At 65.6% G+C, this 23,685-nt stretch carries 17 protein-coding genes; 11 read left to right on the forward strand and 6 right to left on the reverse strand.

What is annotated here, in order from left to right:
• On the reverse strand, nt 1-3,596 hold a 3,596-nt coding region (dnaE, locus tag NZ849_RS01000), incomplete at its 3' end, for a DNA polymerase III subunit alpha (protein ID WP_295403109.1).
• Between the two features lie 64 nt (nt 3,597-3,660).
• Between dnaE and asnS the strand changes: the two genes are divergently transcribed.
• The 6 genes from asnS (at nt 3,661) to paaZ (ending at nt 11,171) form a co-directional block, all read left to right on the forward strand.
• Nucleotides 3,661-4,986: an asparagine--tRNA ligase gene (gene asnS, locus NZ849_RS01005; protein WP_295403112.1), complete on the forward strand. Its 1,326-nt coding sequence runs from the start codon at nt 3,661-3,663 to the stop codon at nt 4,984-4,986.
• A 37-nt stretch (nt 4,987-5,023) separates the two neighbouring features.
• Nucleotides 5,024-5,767, forward strand: coding sequence for a triose-phosphate isomerase (gene tpiA / locus NZ849_RS01010; protein WP_295403115.1), 744 nt, complete (start codon nt 5,024-5,026; stop codon nt 5,765-5,767).
• Between the two features lie 22 nt (nt 5,768-5,789).
• Nucleotides 5,790-6,911 (forward strand): aminotransferase class I/II-fold pyridoxal phosphate-dependent enzyme, encoded by a 1,122-nt coding sequence (locus NZ849_RS01015; protein ID WP_295403118.1) that lies wholly within the window; start codon nt 5,790-5,792, stop codon nt 6,909-6,911.
• A 122-nt stretch (nt 6,912-7,033) separates the two neighbouring features.
• Nucleotides 7,034-8,068 carry a pyruvate dehydrogenase (acetyl-transferring) E1 component subunit alpha gene (gene pdhA, locus NZ849_RS01020; protein ID WP_295403121.1) on the forward strand — a complete coding sequence of 345 codons (1,035 nt, stop codon included), beginning with the start codon at nt 7,034-7,036 and terminating at the stop codon, nt 8,066-8,068.
• Nucleotides 8,065-9,063 (forward strand): alpha-ketoacid dehydrogenase subunit beta, encoded by a 999-nt coding sequence (locus NZ849_RS01025; protein ID WP_295403124.1) that lies wholly within the window; start codon nt 8,065-8,067, stop codon nt 9,061-9,063. The genes pdhA and NZ849_RS01025 overlap by 4 nt, the downstream gene beginning before the upstream one ends.
• 74 nt (nt 9,064-9,137) lie before the next feature.
• Nucleotides 9,138-11,171 carry a phenylacetic acid degradation bifunctional protein PaaZ gene (gene paaZ, locus NZ849_RS01030; protein ID WP_295403127.1) on the forward strand — a complete coding sequence of 678 codons (2,034 nt, stop codon included), beginning with the start codon at nt 9,138-9,140 and terminating at the stop codon, nt 11,169-11,171.
• Between the two features lie 3 nt (nt 11,172-11,174).
• On the opposite strand, the gene NZ849_RS01035 is transcribed toward paaZ, so the two are convergent.
• From NZ849_RS01035 to pgeF, 4 genes are all read right to left on the reverse strand, one after another.
• Nucleotides 11,175-12,536 carry a dipeptidase gene (locus tag NZ849_RS01035; RefSeq protein WP_295403131.1) on the reverse strand — a complete coding sequence of 454 codons (1,362 nt, stop codon included), beginning with the start codon at nt 12,534-12,536 and terminating at the stop codon, nt 11,175-11,177.
• Between the two features lie 29 nt (nt 12,537-12,565).
• Nucleotides 12,566-15,220 carry a type II/IV secretion system protein gene (locus NZ849_RS01040; RefSeq protein WP_295403134.1) on the reverse strand — a complete coding sequence of 885 codons (2,655 nt, stop codon included), beginning with the start codon at nt 15,218-15,220 and terminating at the stop codon, nt 12,566-12,568.
• 145 nt (nt 15,221-15,365) lie between these two features.
• Entirely contained in the window at nt 15,366-15,854 is a 489-nt protein-coding gene (locus NZ849_RS01045) for a YqeG family HAD IIIA-type phosphatase (protein ID WP_295403153.1), read from the reverse strand.
• A 2-nt stretch (nt 15,855-15,856) separates the two neighbouring features.
• Nucleotides 15,857-16,597, reverse strand: coding sequence for a peptidoglycan editing factor PgeF (gene pgeF / locus NZ849_RS01050; RefSeq protein ID WP_295403155.1), 741 nt, complete (start codon nt 16,595-16,597; stop codon nt 15,857-15,859).
• 26 nt (nt 16,598-16,623) lie between these two features.
• Between pgeF and NZ849_RS01055 the strand changes: the two genes are divergently transcribed.
• The 3 genes from NZ849_RS01055 to pgk all read left to right on the forward strand — a co-directional run bounded on the left by NZ849_RS01055 (nt 16,624) and on the right by pgk (nt 20,096).
• Complete coding sequence (locus tag NZ849_RS01055; RefSeq protein ID WP_295403137.1) at nt 16,624-17,769, forward strand: A24 family peptidase; 1,146 nt, start codon at nt 16,624-16,626, stop codon at nt 17,767-17,769.
• Nucleotides 17,770-17,896: 127 nt separating this feature from the next.
• A complete protein-coding gene (gap, locus tag NZ849_RS01060) occupies nt 17,897-18,892 on the forward strand; it encodes a type I glyceraldehyde-3-phosphate dehydrogenase (protein ID WP_295403146.1) in 996 nt (331 codons plus the stop codon).
• A gap of 16 nt (nt 18,893-18,908) precedes the next feature.
• Complete coding sequence (pgk, locus tag NZ849_RS01065) at nt 18,909-20,096, forward strand: phosphoglycerate kinase (protein WP_295403156.1); 1,188 nt, start codon at nt 18,909-18,911, stop codon at nt 20,094-20,096.
• A 53-nt stretch (nt 20,097-20,149) separates the two neighbouring features.
• Here pgk and NZ849_RS01070 read toward each other — a convergent pair whose 3' ends face one another.
• A complete protein-coding gene (locus NZ849_RS01070; protein WP_295403147.1) occupies nt 20,150-20,533 on the reverse strand; it encodes a metallopeptidase family protein in 384 nt (127 codons plus the stop codon).
• A 301-nt stretch (nt 20,534-20,834) separates the two neighbouring features.
• On the opposite strand from NZ849_RS01070, the gene pheS reads away from it, so the two are divergent.
• Together pheS and pheT are read left to right on the forward strand one after the other, a co-directional pair.
• Nucleotides 20,835-21,899 carry a phenylalanine--tRNA ligase subunit alpha gene (gene pheS / locus NZ849_RS01075; RefSeq protein ID WP_295403149.1) on the forward strand — a complete coding sequence of 355 codons (1,065 nt, stop codon included), beginning with the start codon at nt 20,835-20,837 and terminating at the stop codon, nt 21,897-21,899.
• Between the two features lie 19 nt (nt 21,900-21,918).
• Nucleotides 21,919-23,685, forward strand: a 1,767-nt coding sequence (pheT, locus tag NZ849_RS01080; protein ID WP_295403152.1) for a phenylalanine--tRNA ligase subunit beta, incomplete at its 3' end; no start/stop codon positions are given.

Genomic DNA, 23,685 nt, shown 5'->3' on the forward strand with positions numbered 1-23,685 from the left:
GAGACGGCCTCTTCAGAGGCGCGGACCTCCCGGGCCTCCACCAAGGCCCACCCCCCCGGCCCCCGCACCTTGAGCTGCACCGGCAGGGAGCCTGCGTGCTCGTCCAGGCGGCTCCGCAGGTCAAGGAGCCGCTCCTCATCCACCAGGGCCAGCTCGAGCTCCAGCTCCAGCACCCTGGGCAGGCCCTCCAGCTCGTGGTAGGGGTAGACCTCCTGGGCCACCACCCGCAGGGCCTCCCCTTCCCCGTCGGGCTCCACCTCGGCCACCACCAACACCGCAGCGTCCTCAGCAAGGCGGGGCGAGATGCGCTCGTAGGCGCGGCCAAAGGCCACCACCTCGGTGGCTCCGGTTTCGTCGGCCAGGGTAAAGCGGATGAGCATCCCCCCCGACCGGGTGGGCTTGCGCTGGATGCCCTCCACCATCCCGGCCAGCAAAAGCCGCACCCGGTTTCGGCCGCCCCTCTGCTCGGCGAAAACCCGCGGCAGCTCCTCAATCGTGCAGCTCGCTGCCTCCCGCAGGCCTTCGTAGCGCAGCAGGGGATGGCCGGTCACGTAGATACCCAGCGCCTCCTTCTCCATCCGAAGCTCGGTGAGGGCGTCCAGAAGGGGGCCTTTGGGAATAGAAGGCTCCTGGAGCTCGTCAAAAAGGCCCATCATTCCAGACTGGGAGCGCTCCCGCTCAGCCTGGGCCCACCTCAAAAGGTCGTCCAGCACCGCAAGCATCGGACCCCTGGGGCCAAAGGCATCAAAAGCCCCGGCCTTGATCAAGGACTCCACCACCCGCTTGTTGGCCACGCTGCTGTCCAGCCTGCGCAGGAAGTCGGGAAGGGACCTGAAAGGCCCTCCCCGTTCGCGCTCTTTGAGGATAAGCTCGGTGGGCGTCTCACCCACGTTTTTCACCGCCGAAAGACCAAAAAGCACCCCTTTCTCCAAAGCGCTAAAGCTGAAGCCGGAGCGGTTGATGTCGGGCGGCAGCACCTCCACCCCCGCAGCACGGGCCGCCCGAATGTACTCGGCCACCTTGTCGGAGTCGTGGCGCTCCACGGTGAGCAGGGCCGCAAAGAACTCCACCGGAAAGTGGGCCTTCACATAGGCGGTCTGGTAGGTGAGGATAGCGTAGGCCGCGGCGTGGCTCTTGTTGAAGCCGTAGTTGGCAAAGGCCTCGAGCAGGTCAAACAGCCGGTCCGCCTCCTCCGCAGGGATGCCGTTTTTGGCAGCACCTTCCCTGAACTGCGCCCTGTGCTTGACCATCTCCTCCATCTTTTTCTTACCCATGGCCCGCCGCAACAGGTCGGCCTCGCCCAGGCTGTACCCCGCTACCGCGGTGGCAATCTGCATGATCTGTTCCTGGTACACAGGAATCCCGTAGGTCTCTTCCAGGATGGGCCGGATGAACCGCTCGGCGTGGGGAAACTGGGGGTAGCTCACCTCCTCGCGCCCGTGATGGCGGCGGATGTAGGTGGGGATGTTTTCCATGGGGCCAGGCCGATAGAGCGCCCCCAGCGCGATGATGTCTTGGATGCGGCGCGGCTTCAGCCCCCGCACCGCGTTGGTCATCCCCGCCGAGTCCAGCTGGAAGACCCCCTTGGTCTCCCCCCGGCCCAGAAGCTCAAAGGTCTTGGCGTCGTCCATGGGCAGCCTATCGTAGTCCAGCTCTATCCCCCTGGACTCCCGGATGATGCGCTTGCACTCCTCGAGCTGCGAAAGGGCCCGCAGGCCCAGAAAGTCCATCTTGAGAAAACCCAGGGCCTCCACCGAGCCCATGTCGTACTGGGTCACCTTGGCCCCGGTGTCGCCGGCCCGCATCAAGGGAATGTAGTCCTGGAGGGGAACATCGGCGATGACCACCCCTGCTGCGTGCACCGAGGACTGGCGGGAGAGCCCCTCCAGCCGCTGGGCCACCTCCAGCACCCGCTTGACCAGAGGGTCCTTCTCCATCTCCGCCCTGAGGTCGGGAATGGTCTCAATGGCCTTGTCCAGCGGCATCGGTTTGCCGAAGGTAACGGGGATCAGCTTGGCCAGCTCGTCGGCCTTCTTAACCGGAAGGCCGAAGACCCGCGCGGCGTCCTTGATGGCCGCCTTGGCCGCGATGGTGCCAAAGGTGCCGATCTGGGCTACCCGGTCGTCGCCGTAGCGCCTGCGCACGTATTCAATCACCTCCCCGCGGCGCACATCCGAGAAGTCGGTGTCTATGTCGGGCATGGAAACCCGCGCGGGGTTCAAGAACCGCTCAAAGAGCAGGTTGTAGGCCAGGGGGTCGATGTTGGTGATGCGGGTGGCATAGCAGACCAGGCTCCCTGCGGCTGAGCCGCGCCCCGGCCCCACCGAGATGCCCTCCTCCTTGGCCCAGTTGATGAAGTCGCTCACGATGAGGAGATACCCCGAGAAGCCCATCCGCTCTATGACCGAAAGTTCGTAGACGGCCCGCGCAAGAATGGCCCAGCCATCCCAGACCATCCCCTCCTCGAGGGGGGGCAGGTGGGCCCGGGCCGCCTCGAGGTCCTCCACCTGGGCCAGCGCCAGGGCCAAAACCTCCCCGTCGCCGTGGGGCACAGGCCTGCCCAGCCGGCGCAGGAACTCCCGGTAGAGCTCCGGCGTTACCCGATCGGGGTAGCGCCTCAGAAGCCCAGCAAAGGTCAGCTCGCGCAGGTAAACGGCCTCGGTGCGCCCCTCGGGCAGGGGGTACTTGGGGATGCGGTACTGCACCTTCTTGGGCACCAACTCCACGTTGCACATCCGGCCAATATGGAGGCTGTTGTCAAAAAGCTCCTCAAACCGCGCCCCCCAGAGTTCCCGCTCCCCCTCCAGGGCCCTGCGCATCTCCTCGGGGCTTTTCACATAGAACTCATCGCACGGAAAGCTCCAGCGGTTCGGATCGTCCCAGGTGCTCTTAGACTGGACCGCCAGTATTACCGCGTGGGCCTCGGCGTCCTCCTTGCGCACGTAGTGGCCGTCGTTGGTAGCCACCACACCCAGGCCGTATCTGTCGGCGAATTCCTTCAAGACCCGGTTCACCTTGCGCTGCTCGGGCAGGCCGTGGTCCTGAATTTCGATGAAGTAGCGGTCTGGACCAAAGATGGCCAGGTACTCCTCCAGGCGCCCCTGGGCCTCCTCGTAGCGCTCCTGCAGGATGAGCTGGGGGATCTCAGCCCCCAAGCAGCCCGAGAGGACGATGATCCCAGCGTTGTGTTCTCGCAGAATCTCCCGGTCAATCCGCGGCTTTTGGTAAAAGCCCTCCAGGTAGGCCCGGCTAGCCAGGCGGCAGAGGTTCCGGTAGCCCTCCATGTCCTTGGCCAGGAGGGTGAGGTGGAAGTAACCTCCGTCCAGCCCCTTTCCCTGTTTGCGGTCAAAGCGCGACTCGGCGGCCACATAGGCCTCGTAACCGATGATGGGCTTGACCCCCATCTCGGTGGCCTGTTTGTAGAACTGCACCGCCCCAAACAGGTTGCCGTGGTCGGTCATGGCCAGCATGGGCTCCTGGGGCGAGACCTGCTTGACCCATTGGAGGAGGTCTTTCAGGCGCGCAGCGCCATCGAGCAGGCTAAACTGGGTGTGCTGGTGAAGGTGGGCAAACTTAGGGGCAGGATCGTGGGCCATTCTGCGGACATCATAGGGCAAAACCCCGCCGGCCAGGTGGGGGTGCTTTTGCTAAAATCAGCGGGTGCAGAGGGTTTTCATTGAGGAAATTGCCCGCCACGAGGGCCAGGTGGTGCTCCTCCGTGGCTGGCTCACCAACCGCCGTTCCAAAGGGAAGATCCACTTCCTGCAGCTCCGCGACGGCACGGGCTTCATCCAGGCCACCGCCCTCAAAGGGGAGCTACCCGAGGCCCAGTTTGAGGAGGCCGACCATCTCCCCCAGGAGACCGCCCTGGAGGTCTGGGGGGTGGTGCGGGCCGACCGCCGCGCGCCCGGAGGATATGAGCTCGCAGTCCAGGGACTTCGGGTCATCGCCCGGCCCAGCCGGGAATACCCCATCACCCCCAAGGAGCACGGGGTGGAGTTCCTGATGGACCACCGCCACCTCCACCTGCGCCACCGCCGGGCCTGGGCGGCCCTGCGGGTACGGGATGAGCTCGAGCGGGCCATACACGACTTCTTCCACGCCCGAGGCTTCATCCGCTTAGACGCCCCCATCCTCACCCCCAACGCCGTGGAGGGCACCACCGACCTGTTCGAGGTTGACCTCTTTGACGGCGAAAAGGCCTACCTGTCCCAGTCCGGCCAGCTCTACGCTGAGGCCGGGGCCATGGCCTTTGGCAAGGTGTACACCTTCGGACCCACCTTTCGCGCCGAGCGCAGCAAGACCCGCCGCCACCTGCTGGAGTTCTGGATGGTGGAGCCCGAGGTGGCCTTCATGACCCACGAGGAGAACCTGAGGCTCCAGGAAGAGCTGGTGGCCTACCTGGTGGGGCGGGTGCTAGAGGAGCGGCGGCTCGAGCTGGAGATGCTCGAGCGGGACACCAAACCCCTGGAGGCCACAGCTCAGGGGGGCTTCCCCCGCATCACCTATACCGAGGCCATCGAGCGGGTGAACCGGGTCGCGGCGGAGAAACCCGAGCTGGGCCTCAGCCCCCTGGCCTGGGGGGAGGACTTCGGTGCCCCCCACGAGGCCGCGCTGAGCCAGCAGTTTGACCGGCCGGTCTTCGTGGAGAAGTACCCTGCGGCCATCAAGGCCTTCTACATGCAGCCCGACCCCGACGACCCCAGGGTGGTGCTGAACGCCGACCTGCTGGCCCACGAGGGGGTAGGGGAGATTATCGGCGGCTCCGAACGCATCCACGACCCCGAGCTTCTACGCCAGAAGATTCGCGAGCACCACCTACCCGAGGAGGTCTTTGACTGGTACATGGACCTGCGCCTCTTCGGCAGCGTGCCCCATGCCGGCTTCGGCCTGGGGCTGGAGCGCACCGTGCGCTGGATTTGCGGGCTGGAGCACATCCGCGAGGCCATCCCCTTCCCCCGCATGTATACCCGGATGCGGCCCTGAACGCCCCCGCCTGGCCGACCGGTATGATTGAAGCGCTATGCGCAGGCGCCTGGTCGCTGGAAACTGGAAGATGCACAAGACCCCCTCGGAGGCCCGGGCCTGGTTCCAAAACCTATTGGAGCGCCTACCCCAGACCGAAGCCGAGGCGGCTTTGCTGCTGCCCTTCACCCACCTGCCCTACGCCGCCCAAGTGCTGGGGGACCGCGTGGCCTACGGGGCTCAGGACGTATCGGCCCACAGGGAAGGCGCCTACACCGGCGAGGTTTCAGCCCGGATGCTAGCCGACCTAGGCTGCCTCTACACCATTGTGGGCCACTCCGAGCGGCGCAGCTACCACGGGGAAACCGACGCGCTAGTGGCCCAGAAGGCCCAGCGTTTGCTGGAGCAGGCCATCGTGCCGATTCTCTGCGTGGGGGAACCGCTGGAAGTCCGGGAGGCCGGGGAGCACGTGGCCTACACCCTGCGGCAGCTGGAGGGCAGCCTGAACGGGGTCAACCCCCCCGCGGCCTCGAGCCTGGTCATCGCCTACGAGCCGGTGTGGGCCATCGGCACCGGCAAAACCGCCACCCCTGAGGACGCCGAGGCCATGCACAAAGCCATCCGGAGCTGGCTGGAGGGCCGGTACGGCCGGGGTTTTGCCGAAGGGGTGCGCATCCTCTACGGGGGCTCGGTCAGACCCGACAACGCCTCCGCCCTCTTCGCTCAGCCCAACGTGGACGGCGGCCTGGTCGGCGGGGCCAGCCTGAAGCTGGAGGACTACCTCCAGCTCCTCACCGCCTAGGGCTTGGGGTAAACTTTCTTGCATGGCCCAGCTCCACCCCCGCACCGAGCTCTCCCAGGAGAGCATCTTCGCCCGGATGAGCCGTCTGGCGGCTGAACACGGGGCCATCAACCTCGGGCAGGGGTTTCCCTCCAACCCTCCGCCCCCCTTCTTGCTCGAGGCCGCCCGCCGGGCCATCGGCACGGTGGACCAGTACACCCCACCCGCTGGCCTACCCCGCCTGCGCGAGGCGGTGGCCGAAGACCTAGGGGTTTCCCCCCAGGAGGTCATCATCACCGCAGGGGGTACTGAGGCCCTGCATGCCCTGGCCGAAGCGCTCTATGGCCCTGGGGACGAGGTGGTGATGCTCGAGCCCTACTTCGACGTCTACATCCCCCAAACCCGCATGGCCGGGGCTACCCCGGTCATGGTGCCCATGCGCCTCACCGACCGCTGGGAGGTGGACTTCCCGGCCCTCGAGGGGGCCATTACCCCGCGCACCAAGGCCCTTCTGCTCACCAACCCCTACAACCCCACCGGCTCGCTCCTCTCCAAAGCCGAAGCCGAGCAGATTGTGGCCCTGGCCCGCCAGCACGACCTCTGGATTGTGAGCGACGAGGTCTACGACGAGCTCTACTTCAATGAGCCCCCCATACCCCTGCGCAGGCTGGCTCCCGAGCGGGTCTTCACCGTGGGCTCAGCGGGCAAGCGGCTCGAGGCCACCGGCTGGCGCATTGGCTGGATCGTCACCCCACCCGGCCTGGCCCCCCAGGTGGCCGGGATGCGCCAGTGGAGCAGCTTCTGTTCGGCAGCCCCGCTTCAGGCCGCGGTGGCCGAAGCGCTGCCCATAGCCCGTAAGGAAGGCTTCTACGCTCAGCTTCGTGAGAGCTACGCCCGGCGCAAGGACTTGCTCGAGCAAGGCCTGCGCGCGCTGGGCCTAAAGACCTTCTCCCCCGCCGGGACCTACTTCCTCACCGCCCTCCTGCCCGGGCTCGAGGCCGAGGCGCTGGTGCGCGAAGCCGGGGTCGCTGCCATCCCAGGCTCAGCCTTCTACACCCAGCACCCGGCCCCCAAGGGCCTCTTCCGGTTCGCCTTCTGCAAGACCGAAGCGGAGATTGAAGAGGCCCTAAGGCGGCTGGCGGGTTACCTTAAGGTCCGCACCTAGACCGGCGCTCTCCCCGAATAGACAGCCTCCATACCAACCAGAAAACCCACCTCTTCACAGAGCAAGCCCCCCCGGCACCCTGCACAAGACAGGCGCAACCCCATTGGTCTAAACTGGTCTGCGTGGAAACAGTTCGGTACCTAGACGACACCGGCATACCCCTGCGGGAGCTGCCCTTCAGCCCGGAGGAGCTTCGCCAGGGCTACCGGGCCCTCAGGCGGGCCCGGCTGTTCGACGAGAAGGCGGTGCTCCTCCAGCGGCAGGGGCGGCTCGGGGTCTACCCCCCCTTCCGGGGTCAGGAGGCCGCCCAGGTAGGGGTGGCCCTCTGCCTCAAGGCCGACCACGACTGGCTTCTGCCTAGCTACCGCGAAAGCGCGGCGGCCCTCACCTTTGGCATGCCCATCCACAAGCTCATCCTGAGCTGGCGGGCCGACCCCGCAGGCTGGGGCGCCCCCCCGGATGTAAACATGGTGCAGTTCTACATCCCCATCGCCACCCAGATTCCCCAGGCGGCCGGGGTGGCCCATGCCCAGCGGCTTTTGGGCAAGAACGCAGTGGCTGCGGTCTTCATCGGCGATGGGGGCACCTCGGAGGGCGACTTCCACGAGGGGCTCAACTTTGCCGCGGTTTTTGGCGCTCCCCTGCTGGTGGTGGTGCAGAACAACGGCTGGGCCATCAGCGTGCCCACCCACAAGCAGATGAAGGTAGAGCGCATCGCCCAGCGGGCCCAGGGCTACGGGATTCCGGGGGTGGTGGTGGACGGCAACGACCTGGTGGCGGTCTGGAACGTAGCCAAGGAGGCAGTGGAGCGAGCCCGCCGGGGTGAGGGCCCCACCCTGATTGAGGCCCTCACCTACCGCATCGCACCCCACACCACCTCCGACGACCCCAGCCGCTACCGCAGCGAGGAGACCACCCGCGAGTGGGAAAGGCGGGACCCCATCGCGCGCATGAAAAACTGCCTGGCACACCTGGGGCTGTGGGACGAGGAGGAGGAGGCTCGGCTCAGCGAGGCGCTGGAGGCCGAGTTTGCTGCTGAGCTGGCCCTCGCCGACCAGGCCAGGGAGCCCAAACCCTGGGAGATTGTGGAACAGGTCTACGCCGAGATGCAGCCCGACCAGAAAGCCGCCTGGGTCTACCTGCGGGGTGAGGCATGATCGCTGAGCGCCAGACCCGGGTGCTGAACAACGTCCAGGCCATCAACGAGGCGCTGGATCTAGCCCTAGAGCGCGACCCTCGAGTGGTGCTCTTCGGGGAGGACGTGGGCACCATGGGCGGGGTCTTCCGCGCCTCCGACGGCTTGCAGCAGAAGTACGGGGAGCAAAGGGTCTTCGATACCCCCCTGGCCGAGTCGGGCATCGTGGGCTTCGGGATTGGGCTGGCCATGGCCGGGCTGCGGCCGGTGGCCGAGATTCAGTTCGCTGGGTTCCTCTACCCCGCGCTCGACCAGATTCTCTCGCACCTGGGCCGGATGCGCCACCGCACGAGGGGGCGCTTTACGATTCCCATGGTCGTCCGGGCTCCCTACGGCGGCGGCGTGAAAACCCCCGAGCAGCACGCTGACAGCCCTGAGGCAATTCTGGCGCACGTGCCGGGGGTGAAGGTAGTCATCCCCTCCTCCCCCGAGCGGGCCAAGGGGCTTTTGCTCGCGGCCATCGAGGACCCCGACCCGGTGTTCTTCCTGGAGGCCATCAAGCTCTACCGGGGGGTGAAGGCCCCGGTGCCCGAGGGCTACTACACCCTGCCCTTGGGCAAGGCCCGGGTGGTGCGCGAGGGCAATGCGGCCAGCCTCTTCTGCTATGGGGGGATGGTGGAGGTCTGCCTGAAGGCCGCCGAGGTGGCCGCCCGGGAGGGGGTAGAGCTGGAGGTGGTGGACCTCGAGACCCTGGTTCCCCTCGACACGGAAACCATTCTCGCCTCGGTGCGGAAGACCGGCCGGGCGGTGGTGGTCTACGAGGCCATGCGCACCTGCGGCTTTGGGGCCGAGGTGGCGGCCCGCATTGCCGAGGAGGCCCTGGACTACCTGCAAGCCCCCATCGTACGGGTGGCCGGTTGGGATGCCCCCTACCCACCCTTCAGCGCGGTGGAGCACTACTACCGCCCCGACGCCAAGCGGGTGCTGGAGGCGGTGCGCAGGGTGCTGACCCACTGAGGGCGGGGGCTTCCCCACCTTGGCGCGGGCCTTCCCCGACCCCTTCTCAAACGAGCGTTTGTTAGAATGAGGGCATGAAACTAAAAAGCTACGCGGCAGGGGTCTGGTTCGAGAGCCCGGCCCCCGGGGTGGTGGTGCGGGATGCGGTCTGGGGAGAGCCCATCGCTGAGGTGAGCAGCGAAGGGCTGGACTTCGCCGAGATGGTGCGCTACGCGCGGGAGGTGGGGGGGCCAGCCCTCAGGCGCCACACCTTTCACGAGCGGGCGGCCATGCTGCGGGCACTAGCCCAGTACCTGCTGGAGCGTAAGGAGGCCTTCTACACCCTCTCCTACAAGACCGGCGCTACCCGCCACGATAGCTGGTTCGACATCGACGGGGGCATCGGCACCTTTTTCAGCTACGCCTCGCTGGCCCGGCGCGAGCTACCCAACGAGCGCTTTCTGGTCGAGGACGACCCGCTAGCCCTCTCCAAAGGGGGCAGCTTCCTGGGGCGGCACCTCTTGGTGCCCAAAGAGGGCGTGGCGGTGCACATCAACGCGTACAACTTTCCGGTCTGGGGGATGCTGGAGAAGCTGGCCCCGGGGCTTATCGCGGGGGTTCCAGCCATTGTCAAACCGGCCACCCAGACCGCCTACCTGACCGAAGCGGTGTTTCGGGCCATGCTGGAGTCCAAGATTCTGCCCGAGGGAGCCATCCAGCTCGTCTGTGGAAGCATTGGCGACCTATTTGACCACCTGAGCGAGCAGGACAGCGTAACCTTTACCGGCTCGGCCGCTACCGGCCGAAAGCTCAAAACCCACCCAAACCTGGTGGCCCACTCGGTACCCTTCAACATGGAGGCCGACAGCCTCAACTGCGCCATCCTGGGCCAGACGGTGGAGCCGGGCGACCCCGAGTTCGGGCTATTCGTGAAGGAAGTCGCCCGCGAGATGACCGTCAAGGCCGGGCAGAAGTGCACCGCCATAAGGCGGGTCATCGTGCCCCGCGGGAAGAGCGAGGCCGTACTCGAGGCCCTCAAACAAGAGCTGTCCCAGGCCACCCTGGGCGACCCCAGCCGCGAAGACGTGCGCATGGGCCCGCTGGTGGGAGCTGGGCAGCGGGCTGATGTGCTGGAGGTGGTCCGCAGGCTCAAGGAGCAGGGCTGTGAGGTGGCCTGGGAGGGCTCGGGGGAGCTTTTGGGCGGCGACCCCGAAAAGGGCGGTTTTATGCCCCCCACCCTGCTCTACAGCGCCAAACCTTGGGACTCCGCCGCCCACGACCTCGAGCCCTTTGGCCCCGTGGCTACCTTGATGCCCTACGAAGACCTGGACGAGGCCGTCGCCCTGGCCCGGCGCGGTCGGGGTAGCTTGGTAGGCAGCATTGTCACCTACGACCGCGAGGAAGCCCGCCGGCTCTTCTTTGGCTGCGCCACCCACCACGGCCGGATGCTCATCCTGAACCGGGACAACGCAAAGGAGTCCACCGGCCACGGCTCACCCCTCCCCCCGCTGGTGCACGGGGGGCCCGGCAGGGCCGGGGGCGGCGAGGAGTTGGGCGGGCTACGGGGAATCAAGCACTACCTGCAGCGGTGTGCGGTGCAGACCGACCCCACCACGCTGATGGTCCTGTGCCAGGAGTACGTGCGCGGGGCCGAGGTTAAGGAGGGCCCCATCCACCCCTTCCGCAAGTACTTTGAGGACCTGGAGATCGGCGAGAGCCTCCTCACCCACCGCCGCACCGTGACCGAGGCCGACATCGTGAACTTCGCTAACGTGACGGGCGACTACTTCTACGCCCACGTGGACGAAATCGGGGCCAAGGACTCCATCTTTGGGGAGCGGGTAGCCCACGGCTACTTCCTGATCTCGGCTGCTGCGGGCCTTTTTGTGCACCCAGCCCCGGGGCCGGTCCTGGCCAACTACGGCCTCGAGCGGCTCCGCTTCATCGAGCCGGTCAAAATAGGCGACACCCTCCAGGCTCGCCTCACGGTCAAGTCCAAGACCGCCAAAGACCCCAAGCCCGGCGAGCGGCCCACCGGGGTGGTCACCTGGGCGGTGGAAATCATCAACCAGGAGGGCAGGACGGTTGCCCTCTACGACATCCTGACCCTGGTCGCAAGGCGTGGTTGAGCCTCACCTGGCCAGCCGCAGCAGCAGCATGGCGTAGCCCTGCTTGCCCTTCTCAAAGCTGCTTAGGCGGAAGAACTCGTTGGGCGAGTGGATGAGCTCGTCCTCTAGGCCAAAGCCGAAGCTCACCGGGTCGTGCCCCAGGAGCTTTTTCAGGGTACTCAGGATGGGCACCGAGCCGCCAAACATGGTTTCCACTGGGGGCACGCCGTAAAGCTCGGTCAGCACCTCCTTGGCGGCCTGGACCGCCGGGTGGTCGGCCCGAGTACGGAAGGCTGGAGCACCCGACTCCTTGACCCGCACCGAGAGGCGCACCCCTTTGGGTAGGTGTTCCTCCAGATGGGCCTTGACCAGCGCCACGATTTTATCGGGGTCCTGGTGGGGCACTAGACGGCAGGTAATCTTGGCGTGGGCGGTGGAGGGGATGACGGTCATGCTGCCAGGGCCGGTATACCCGCCCCACATCCCGTTGACCTCGAGCGTGGGCCTTCCGGTAATCCGCTCCCAAGGGGTGTAGCCGGCCTCCCCGTAAAACTCCGGCACCCCCAGCTTCCGCCGCATCTCCTCCTCATCCCACGGAATTTTCTTGTACCACTCCCGCAGCTCGGGGCTTAGGGGTTCCACGTCGTCGTAAAAGCCCCTGACCGCCACGCTGCCATCGGGGTTGTGCAACGAGGCGACCAGTTCGGCCATGGCATGGAGGGGGTTTTGCACCTGGCCGCCCCAGGAGCCCGAATGCAGATCGTGGCTAGGGCCGATCAGATCAAACTCGAGGCCGCAGATGCCCCGCACCCCCAGGCTGAGAAGAGGGGTGGTCTCGGAGAGCTGGCCGCTGTCGCCGTTGATGATCGCATCGCAGCGCAGGCGCTCCCTGTTCTGCTCAATAAAGGTGGGCAGGTGAGGGCTGCCAATCTCTTCCTCACCCTCGATCAGCGCCTTGAGGTTGAGGCCCAGGGCTCCAGCGGCGATGAGGGCCTCGGCGGCCAGCAAAAAGGCCATCACCTGGCCCTTCATGTCCGAGGCCCCACGCGCCACGATGCGTCCGTCCACAATGGTGGGCTCAAAAGGAGGAGAGTTCCACCGCTCGGGGTTGTCGGCGGGCTGCACATCGTAGTGGCCGTAGTAGAGCACCGTGGGTCTATCTGGGTAGGGGCAGTGCTCGGCATAGACCACCGGGTGCCCGGCGGTGGGCAGCACTTCGGCGTGCGAAAAGCCGGCCTGCCTAAAGCGGGCCGCTAACCACGCCGCAGCCCGCTGCACATCCTGGCTGTGGGCAGGCTGAGCCGAGATGCTGGGGATGGAAAGGAAGGTACGAAGGTCCTCAAGGTGGACAGCCTGGTGTTCGGATAGGTAGTCCTTCCAGGTCATGGCAAGGGGATTCTAACCCGCCTCGGCCCTCACTCGTTGGTGCGGGCCATCACCTCTTCCAGCGTGGTAATTCCCAGGAAGGCCTTCTGAATGCCGTCCTCGCGCAGGGTTTTCATCCCGTTCTTCCGGGCGATCTCCTTAATCTGGGTGGCCGACTGCCCCTCCACGATGGCCCGCCGGATCTCATCGTCCAGCACCATCAGCTCGTGAATAGCCGCCCGGCCCTTGTAGCCTGTGCCGTTGCACTTATCACACCCGGTGCCCTTGTAAAGGGCCTTACCCGCGATGTCCTCCTTGGAAAGCCCCAACCGACGCAGCACCATGGGGTCTGGCTCAACCTGAATCCTGCAGTGCTCGCAGATGCGCCGCACCAACCGCTGGGCCAGCACCCCTATCAGGGCCGCAGAGATGTTGAAGAGTTCCACCCCCATCTCATCCAGCCGGGTAACCGCTCCAGCGGCGTCGTTGGTGTGCAACGTGGCGATGACCAGGTGGCCGGTAAGGGCGGCCTCGGTAGCGATTTTGGCTGTCTCGGAGTCGCGAATCTCACCGACCATGATGATGTCGGGGTCTTGGCGCAGGAAGCTGCGCAAGGCCTTGGCAAAGGTCAGGCCCGCCACCGGGTTCACCTGGGTCTGGTTGATGCCAGGAATCTCGTACTCCACTGGATCTTCAATGGTGGTGGTGTTTTTGTCCGGGGTGGCGATGCGTTTGAGAATGCTGAAGGTGGTGAAGGACTTACCCGAACCCGTGGGGCCGGTGATGAGAAAAATCCCGTAGGGTTTGGAAATCACGTCCTCAAAGCGCTGAAAGACATCCGGGGCAAAGCCGAGCTGCTCGATTTCGGGGATGTCCGCAGCTTTGCGCAGGAGGCGCATCACGATCTTCTCGCCATAGACGGTGGGCAAGGTAGAAAGGCGCAGGTCCAGGTCGATGGAGCGGTCGCGGTAGCGCACCCGGCCATCCTGGGGAAGCCTGCGCTCAGCAATATCCAGGTTTCCCATGATCTTGACCCGCGAAGCGATGGCTGGCCCGGCCCCTTTGGGCAGGCGCATGTATTCCCGCAGCGCCCCATCCACCCGGATGCGCACCAGGATGTCGGATTGGCGGGGTTCGATGTGGATGTCCGAGGCCTCTTGCAGGTAGGCTTCGCGAATAATGCTGTTGACCAGCTTGACCACCGCATTGTCGTCGAGGGCGCTGGTATCGGTTTCCTCCTCCTTTTTCTTACCCTCAAACTCACGGGCCAGCTCCTCAACCCCGGTGGTGCTGCCGTAAAAGCGCTCTATAAGCCTGGTGATGGCCGACTCCGCCGAGACCGCAGGCATGATGTCCCGCTTGGTAATCATGCGCAGGTCGTCGATTGCCAGGATGTTGCGGGGGTCTTTCATCAAGACCACCAGGGTATTGCCCTCCAGGTGGTGCGGGAAAACGGTGTAGCGGCGTACGGTACTCTCAGGGACCATGGTCAGCACCGAGGGGTCGGGCGGCGAGTCGGTAGGGTCGATGTACGGGTAACCAAGCTGGGCCGCCAGGCTCTTGGCCAGCATCTCGGGCTTGATCTTGCCCGACTGCACCAAGGTGTCCTCCAGCCGCCCCCCCCCTTGCCGCTGTTTGGCCAGGGCTTCCTCTACGTCCTGCGCGGTCACGTAGCCCAACTCCACCAGCACCTCGCCCAAAGGGCGGGTCTTGCCCATGCGCCGCTGCACCGAGAGGGCTGCCTGCAGGGCCGAGCGGTCTATCTTACCCTCCTGCACCAGGGCTTCCCCAATCCGGCTCCTCTCAGGGTAGGCCTTGGCAAAAAGTCCCTCCCAGGTCTTGGGCAGGGTCAGGGTGAACTGAGTGGGGCGATCGATCAGCTTGGCCACTGCTTGCCGATGCCGGGGGTCGGCCAGCACCACCAGCACCTGCGAACCCTCCTGGCGCACCGGCACCGCCTGGTAGCGCAGGGCATCGGAACGCATCAACAGCGCGGTGGCTTCGGGCTGCACCTCGAGCCCTCCCAACTCCGGCCTGAACTCCATGCCTGCCTGTTCGGCCAGGGCTTGGTAGAGCTGTTCCTCGCTCAGACCGTACTTTTGGACCAGCAGGCGGCCCAAAAGCTCCCCGGTCTTCTCCTGCTCAACCAAGGCTGCCTCGAGGGCCTCGCGGCTCAGCCAACCCTTGCGGACCAGCAACTCCCCGAGCTGCACCTCCCCCGGTGAGGCCGAGGAGGGGGGGGGCGGCACCGGCAGGCCCAGCTCGGGGTAGTGCAGGGCCAGGGCGTAGCGGAACGAGGAGGGGGTGGTCAGGTAGGGCTCAATGATCTGGTTGGTCAGGTCTTCCAGCTCTTCCAGGACCATGTTGTCCAGGGGGTTCAGGAGGGCTACCCTCAGGGTACCCCCCTCGAGGCTAAAGGGGATGGCCCCCAGGTCGCGGGCTCGTTCGGCAGGGATGAGCGACTTGGCCTCAGGGGAAATCTCCATCCCCACCAGCTCCACCATGGGGATGCCGAAGGCCTCCTCGATGGCCTGGGCAATGCGACGCTCGGAAAGCAGTCCCAGGTCCACGATCACATCGGAGAGGTTACCCCCCACCTCGCGGTGCTGCTCGAGGGCCCGCTGGAGCTCCTCGTCGCTCAAGAGGCCCATTTCCAAAAGGGCCGCCCCCAGTCGCTTATCTCCAATGGTCAGAACATTTGCCATTCGCTCTACCCTCCTAGGACGAGGCTGGCTTGAAAACCGCGCGAAGCCCCTGCGAGGTTCCCCACCTTGGCTCCAGGATACCCAGCGCCATCCTCATCCTCCCTACTCCTTACCTATTGTGGGGCTTGGGTGGGCCTCGTTTGGGTCAAATACCCCATTTTAGGTTCCGCAAAACCCAGCGCTCCAACTTGCGCACCAACCGGGTATACCCCATCTCCCGGCTTGAAAGCGGAGGCACCAGCACAGTGTAGGCCCCTACCAGGTTTCCCCCCAGGACATCCGTGAAGAGCTGGTCCCCCACCACCGCCACCTCGTGGGCCGCAAGCCCCAGCTGTCGCAGGGCCTTGCGAAAACCAAACCAGGGCTTTCCCGCCGGGCCAAACCCGGGAACCCCCAACCGCTCGGACCAGTAGCGCACCCGCCGAGGTCTGCCGTTGGAGACCAAGAACACCCCCACCCCCCCTCGCCTCAGTTCCTCCAGCCAGTCCAGCAGGTGGCGGGGGGCTTCGCCGTAGGCTTCGTAGGGCACCAGCGTATTGTCCAGGTCAAGCAGCACCGCCTTCAGCCCCCGCTCCGAAAGCCACTGGGGCGTCACCGCTGTCACCGCCGGAAGGAAGGCTTTGGGCCTGAGCACCTTCATAGTCTACCCGGAAGCATGATGAGGGCCCACATCCGCCCCGTGCGACCCCCGTCGCGGCGATGGGAAAAGAAGCGATCATCGGTGTAGGTGCAGCTCCCCAGGGTCCAGTAATGCTCCGGCCGCACCCCACCCTGCAGGGCCTGGAAGCGGAGGGCGGCCTCGAGGTCGAGGCGGTAGCGCCCGGGCTGCTCAGGGTCAGGTCGGTAAAAGGGCAAAGAAGCCGCCTCAAAGCGCTCGGCTACTTCCGGGCCCACCCAGTAGCAACACCCCCCAATTCCCGGCCCCACTGCGACCCGAAGATGGGCAGGGTCCACGCCGTAGCGGGCCCTAGCCAGCTCCAAGGCCCGCGGCAAAATCCCCTGAACCACCCCCCGCCAACCCGCATGCAAGGCCCCCACCACGCCCCTCACGGGGTCGTGCAGCAAAACCGGGTAGCAGTCGGCTGCGCTCACCCGGAGCAATAGCCCCGGGGTAGAGGTTAGCAAGCCGTCGCCCTCCCACTCCCCAGGGGTCTCCACCGGGTGTACCTGGCTGCCGTGTACCTGACGCAAGGCCGCCTGCGGCGGATGGCCGAAAAGGGCCAGAACCCGTCGGCGGTTTTCCAAAACGTTCCTCGGGTCATCAGCAGTGGAAAGCCCTAGGTTCAGGCTATCGTAGGGCGGAGGCGAAACCCCACCCGCCCGGGTAGTGAAACCATGGGGCACCTGAAGCAAGGGACTCCTTAGCACGGCGGACAGTCTACCCCAGCTGTAATAATGGCAGGGTGGAGTGGACGCTTGCTGTCTTAGCCTTCCTGCTGGGAAGCTTCATCGGCTCGTTTCTAAATGTGGTGATTTACCGACTGCCCCGGGGGCTTTCGGTGGTCTGGCCGCGCTCGAGCTGCCCCCAGTGCGGCCGCACACTCTCCCCCGCCGAGCTGGTGCCCATCCTCTCGTGGGTGGCTCAAGGCGGCCGGTGCCGTGGCTGCCAAGCCCCCATCTCCCCCCGCTACCCTTTGGTGGAGGCCCTGACCGCCTCCCTCTTCGCCGCAGCAGCCCTGCTGAGGCCCAGCTTTCCCGAGCTGATTCTCATCTGGGCGCTTATCGCCCTGCTCATTGCACTGGCCTTCATCGACATAGACACCAAGACCCTGCCCAACTCCCTCAACTTTGGGGGTGTCTTCCTGGGGCTAGGGGCGGCCTACTCCCTGGGCTACCCCAGGGCCTTTCCCGAGGCCCTGGAGGCCGGGCTCATGGGGGCTGGCCTAATGGCCCTGCTCGCCGGATACGGCGGGCTTCTCTACAACCGCCTCAAGGACAGTCCCCGCGAGGGCCCCTTCGGGGTACACCTGGTTCACCTAGCAGCCATGGGGGGAGCCTGGGGCGGGATGTGGGGCAACGTGGGCGGAACGTGGCTGGGTAGCCTGGGGCTCTTGCTGGGGCTTCTAAATGCCGCCCTCAACCTGCGTAGCGGCAGGGTCTGGGCCCTGCACGACGGCCTTACCTTGGGCTTGGCCGCACTGGCGCCGCTGGCCGCTTTGGGGCTGGGGCTGTCCCCCCTAGGAAGCCTACGGGGGATGCTCCTCTCGGCCGGTGGACTGGCCCTGGTGGGCATGCTCTACTGGTGGGCCCGCCAGCCTTCCGACAAGGTGGAGCCCGAGGAGGAGCCCCAAAGCGGCTATGTAAGCGTGATGGGCTACGGCGATGTGGTGCTGGCGGGGTTTTTGGGGGTCTGGCTGGGCTTCCCCAACCTGCTGGTGGCCCTCTTCCTCGCGGTGCTGGCAGGAGCCCTGCTCGGTCTGATAGCCCGCCGCTTCGGAGGGAGCAACCAGATGCCCTTTGGCCCCTACCTGGCGGTGGGAGGGCTGGTGGCCTTCTTCTACGGGGAGGACCTGCTGGGGTGGTACCTGGCCTACTTGGGGGTGGGCTGAACCCTTTTTGGTGTATTTATTCACGAAAGCTCCCACGCACCTTGACACCGCTTATGGGCCGCGGCGCACCAGGCGGTATAGTGTGCTCTGGAACTTTGTGGGTTCCTTGAGCCACGGAGGAGGAGTTATGCGCGTAGCCATCAACGGTTTTGGTCGGATTGGCCGTCAGGTGTTTCGCATCCTGCTCGAGCGGGGCGTGGATGTGGTGGGCATCAACGACCTCTCCGACAATGCCATCCTGGCCCACCTATTCAAGTACGACTCCAACTACGGCCGCTTCCCCGGGACGGTCAGCTACGATGAGGAGAGCATCACCGTAAACGGGAAGAGGATCCGGGTCTACGAGGAAAAAGACCCAGCCAAACTGCCCTGGGGTGAGATTGGGGCCGACATCGTGATTGAGTCCACGGGCCGCTTCACCAAGCTCGAGGCCGCTGAGGCCCACCTCCGGGCCGGGGCCAAGAAGGTTATCATCAGCGCCCCTGGCAAGGGCGACATGCTGACCGTGGTGATGGGGGTCAACGAGCACATGTACGACCCCCAGAAGCACCACGTGGTCTCCAACGCGAGCTGCACCACCAACGGTCTGGCGCCTGTGGCCAAAGTTCTCAACGACAACTTCGGCATTGAGAAGGGCCTCCTCACCACCGTTCATGCCTACACCGCCAGCCAAAGCTTGGTGGATGCGGTAAAGGACGACCCCCGCGACGCCCGGGCAGCCGCCCTCAACATCGTGCCCAGCGAAACCGGCGCGGCCAAGGCAGTGGGCCTGGTCATTCCCGAGCTAAAGGGCAAGTTCGGCGGGATGGCCTTCCGGGTGCCTACCAGCACGGTCTCGGTGGTGGATTTCACCGCAGTGCTCAACCGGGAAACGACCAAAGAAGAGGTCAACGCGGCCATGAAGGCCGCCGCCGAGGGCCCCCTCAAGGGGATTCTTGCGTACACCGAGGAACCGCTGGTCTCGAGCGACCTCAAGGGCGACCCCCACTCCTCCATCTTCAGTGCCCTCGACACCCTGGTGGTGGGCAACCTGGTCAAGGTGGTGGCCTGGTACGACAACGAGTGGGGCTACAGCTGCCGGGTGGCCGACCTGGCCCAGTACATCGGCCAACGGCTTTCCTAGGGTGAAGGCCATGCGGATGCGTACCCTAAGAGAACTCAACGCCAGCGGCAAGCGCGTGCTGGTGCGGGTGGACTTCAACGTCCCTCTGAAGGACGGGGTGGTGGGGGACGAAACCCGTATCTCCGCCGCGGTGCCCACCCTGAAGCAGCTCCTGGAACGCGGGGCCACCCTGGTGCTCCTTTCCCACCTGGGACGGCCCAAAGGCTTTGACCCAGCCAGCAGCCTGGCCCCGGTGGCCCCGGTACTGGAAAGGCACCTGGGCAGGCCGGTGCTCTTCGTAGGCGGCTCCCCCGAGCTGTCCCCGGCCAGCGACGCCACCCTGGCAAGGGTGGAAGCCGCCCCCCAGGGCGCGGTGGTCCTCCTTGACAACGTCCGCTTTGAACCCGGAGAGGAGCGAAACGACCCCGCCTTGGCTCAGCGATATGCCCGGCTGGGCGAGGCCTTTGTGCTGGATGCCTTTGGCTCGGCCCACCGGGCCCACGCTTCGGTGACCGGGGTGGCCAGCTTTCTGCCCAGCTACGCGGGTCTCCTGATGGAAAAGGAGGTGGAGAGCCTTGGCAAGGTGCTGCACAACCCCGAGAAGCCCTACTGGGTGGTGCTGGGGGGTGCTAAGGTCTCGGACAAGATTGGGGTCATAGAAAACCTGCTCCCCAAAGTGACCGGAATGGTCATAGGGGGGGCCATGGCCTTCACCTTCATCAAAGCCAAGGGCGGCCAGGTGGGCAAGAGCTTGGTGGAGGACGACCGGCTCGAGCTGGCCCGCGACCTGATGGGACGGGCGGAGTCGCTGGGGGTCAGGCTGCTCCTCCCTGTGGACGTGGTGGCCGCCCAAAAGATTGAGGCCGGTACCCCTACCCGCATCATGCCCGCTGAGGCCATAGAGGAGGGCTGGATGGGCTTGGACATCGGGCCTGAGAGCGCTAAGCGCTTCGCTGAGGCCCTTCAGGGAGCCAAGACAGTGCTCTGGAACGGGCCGATGGGCGTGTTTGAGGTGGACGAATTTGCCAAGGGCACCCTGGCGATAGGAGAGGCCATCGCCAGGCTAGAAGGGGCTTTTACCGTGATCGGGGGTGGCGACTCGGTGGCCGCCGCCAACAAGCTGGGCATGGCCCACAAGTTCAGCCACGTCTCCACCGGGGGCGGGGCCAGTCTGGAGCTTCTGGAGATGGGCACCCTACCCGGTATTGAGGCCCTGAAGGGCTGAACCCTACAGCCCTGCGGGCACCGCCTGCCCTAAAGCAAGGCCCCCCGCAGGGCTTAGGTTTTCCGTCGGTAGCGGCGCAGAAATTCCAGGTCTTCGCGCACCAAGTCGTCGCGCCAAGCCAGCGACTCCAGGTGATGGCGCAGCTCGTGGAGCAGGGTTTCCCATACCTCCCCTTCCCAGTCAAACTCAGGGTCCTCAGCCGCGAGAGCGGCAAAGGATCCGTAGAAGAGGGCTATGTGCCGACCAATCCCCTCAAAGCCGCCCAGCACCGAGGGAAAACCGGGGTCATGGTACTCCCCCAGGCGCAGCAGGCCTGGTTCCTCGGGGTCGGGTTTGGCCTCCTCGAGGATGTGCAACCCCTGCAAACCCCGTTTGAATTCCTCAGGGATCTCCGCCCACAAGCGCTCAGCGGTCTCCACAAAGGTCTCGTAGTTCACACCCCCATTTTGGCAAACCCCTCCGACCACGAATCCCCGTATGGGGGCCGAAAGCGCTGGGAGGCGCGCATCTGGGGTTTTTCAGCCTCCCAAAACCCTAAGCCAGGCCCCGGCCCGGCCAGCGCAGCCATCACCGGGCTGGCCCTGGCCGTCCTCGGACAGGCCCTTGAGTCCAGCAGGGCGGTCGCGTAGACTTTAGGCCATGACCGGGAGGTGGTTTTTTGGGTAGGCCTGCGGGAGGGGCAGACCTCTCTCGCGGGCGGCCTGTGGGCCGCCCCTCTCGTTCGCCCTTGGAGGCCAGATGGAGCTGAACGCAGCGCTAGAGGAAATCGGCCGCGCAGAAAGCCTGGAGGCTCTACAAGCCCTGAAGGTCCGTTACCTGGGCAGGAACGGCCTGCTGACCCAAGCCATGAAGGCCCTAGGCCAGCTCTCCCCGGAGGAGCGCCGGGAGAGGGGCCGGAGCCTCAACGAGTGGAAGGAGCGGCTGGAAAGGGCCCTGGAGGCGCGGGAAGCAACCCTAAAGGAGCAAGCCCTGCAAAAGCGGTTGGAAGAGGAGACAGTGGATGTCACCCTCCCCGGCCTCGCCTTTCCCTCCGGTGGACTCCACCTGACCAGCCTGATTTTGGGCGAACTCCTGCGCATCTTCCGCCGGATGGGCTTCAGCGCGGTGGAGGGCCCCGAGGTGGAGAGCGAGTTCTTCAACTTTGACGCCCTCAACATGCCTGAGTGGCACCCCGCCCGGGACATGCAGGACACCTTCTGGGTGGAGTTCAAGGGGGAGCCCTCCTTCACCATCCAAGGTCCCTTCGGCGAAGAGGTGAACAGCCTAGGGGGTGCGGTGCTGCGCACACACACATCGGGGATGCAGATTCGCTACATGATCCGGCACACCCCGCCCTTCCGCATCGTGGTCCCGGGCCGGGTCTTCCGCTATGAGGAAACCGACGCTTCGCACGAAGCCATGTTCCACCAGCTCGAGGGGCTGGTGGTGGGGGAAGGCATCACCATGGCCGACCTCAAAGGGGCGATTGCTGAGCTGGCCCGGGGGCTTTTCGGCAAGGAAGGCAGGGTCCGCTTCCAGCCCACCTTTTTCCCTTTCGTGGAGCCTGGGGTGCAGTTTGCCATGTGGTGGCCGGAGCGGGAGCGGTGGCTCGAGCTGGGCGGGGCTGGGATGGTCCACCCCTACCTCTTCAGGGTGGTGGACGACTACCGCGAACGGCTCGGGTTGCCCCGGGTCTACCAGGGCATGACCGGGTGGGCCTTCGGCATGGGGGTAGAGCGGCTGGCCATCCTGCGCTACGGCATCCCCGACATCCGCTACTTCTACCAGAACCGCCTGAGCTTCCTAAGGCAGTTCAAGGGTTGACGAAAGGTGGGGTCTAAGCATGAAGGTTGTCTACAGCTGGCTCAAGGAATTCCTGCCTGAAGCCCCCCGAAGCGACCGCCTGGAGGAAATGCTGGCCGGGCTGGGCATTGAAACCGAGGCGATATACCCCCTGCCCGTGCCCCACAGCAAGATAGTGTTCGCCCAGGTCAAAGAGGTGAGGCCAATAGAGGGCAAGGGGGTACAGCAACTGATCCTGGACGCAGGGCTCGAGGTGCGGGTGGTCTCTGCGGCCAGCAACGCCAAAGCTGGCGTAGGGGTGGCGCTGGCCCTACCCGGCGCTGTACTGCCGGATGGGAGCTGCATCAGCGCCCGAAAGGTCGCTGGCGTGGAGTCCTTTGGCATGGCCCTCTCGGCCCGCGAGCTGGGCATGGGCGAGTACGCCGGCGGCCTGCTGGAACTCCCTCCCGATGCCCTACCCCCAGGTACACCCCTGGCCGAGGTCTACGGCCCGGACGAGGTGATTGAGATTGAGATCACCCCCAACCGCCCAGACTGGCTGTCGGTCTACGGGGTTGCCCGCGACCTGGCCGCCTTGGGCCTGGGCCTGGTAGAGCCCAACCCTAGCCCCAAGACCACCCCCATCCCCCTTCCCTTCGGGGTCTGGATCGAAGACCCCAGGGCCTGCGACCGGTTCACCCTCTTCTACGCCCGCGGGGTGCGGGTAGGGCCGAGCCCCCTCCTGGCCCAGCGCCGCCTTCTTGCCGCGGGCATGCGGCCCATTTCCAACGTGGTAGACGCCACCAACTACGCCATGCTGGAGCTGGGCAACCCCATGCACGCCTACGATGCGAAGCGCATAGGAGAAGGGCTTTACGTCCGCTTCGCCCGCCCGGGGGAGCGCCTCACCACCTTGGATGGGGTGACGCGGGCACTCAGCCCCGACGACCTGCTCATCACGGTGAAAAAGGGTCCCGAAAGCTATCCGGCGGGCCTTGCCGGAATCATGGGAGGCGCCCAGGAGGAGATCTGGGAGGGGACCACCGCGGTGGCCCTGGAGGTGGCCCACTTTGACCCTGTAGTGGTGCGCCGCAGCGCCAAACGGCATGGCCTCAGAACCGAAGCCTCCTACCGATTCGAGCGAGGAGCAGACCCCGAGGGGCTGCTCCGGGCAGCGGCCCGCTTCCTAGAGCTTCTCCAAGCCTGGGGGGGCGAGGGGGTGGAAGCAGCGGCGGAGTGGCGCGAGCTCAACCACCTCCAGCCCAGAGCCCCCATCCCCTTCCGTCCCGCCTACACCAACCGCCTGGTAGGCCTGGAGTACCCTGAGGAAGAGCAGCTTTCCATACTGCGCCGCCTGGGCTGCCGAGCGGAAGCCGAGGGAACCGGTCTTTACCGGGTCTATCCCCCCAGCCACCGGGTGGACCTGAACATCGAAGAAGACCTGGTGGAAGAGGTGGCCCGGATCGTGGGCTACGAGAAGATTCCGGTCCGTCTGCCCAGCTTCTTCCCCCACCCCGACAACCTGGGGGTGGACGAGCCCTACGAGGCCAGCGAGCGGCTAAAGGCGGTCATGGCCGGCCTGGGCTTCCAGGAGGTCATCAACTACGCCTGGACCTCACCGGAGGAGTGCGAGCACCTACGAGCCCCCCTCCCCACCGTCTACATGCAAAACCCCCAGACCCGTGAACGCACCGCCCTGCGCACCATGCTCTACCCGGGCCTCCTCAAAAACCTGCAGGCCGCCCTAGCCCAAGGCGAGGAGGGTCCTTTTCTGCTCTTTGAGCTGGGGCGGGTCTTCCAACGCACCGAGACCCCTCACCTTGGCGCC

It is taken from the genome of Meiothermus sp. (genome assembly GCF_025060375.1).
Classification (GTDB): Bacteria; Deinococcota; Deinococci; order Deinococcales; family Thermaceae; genus Meiothermus.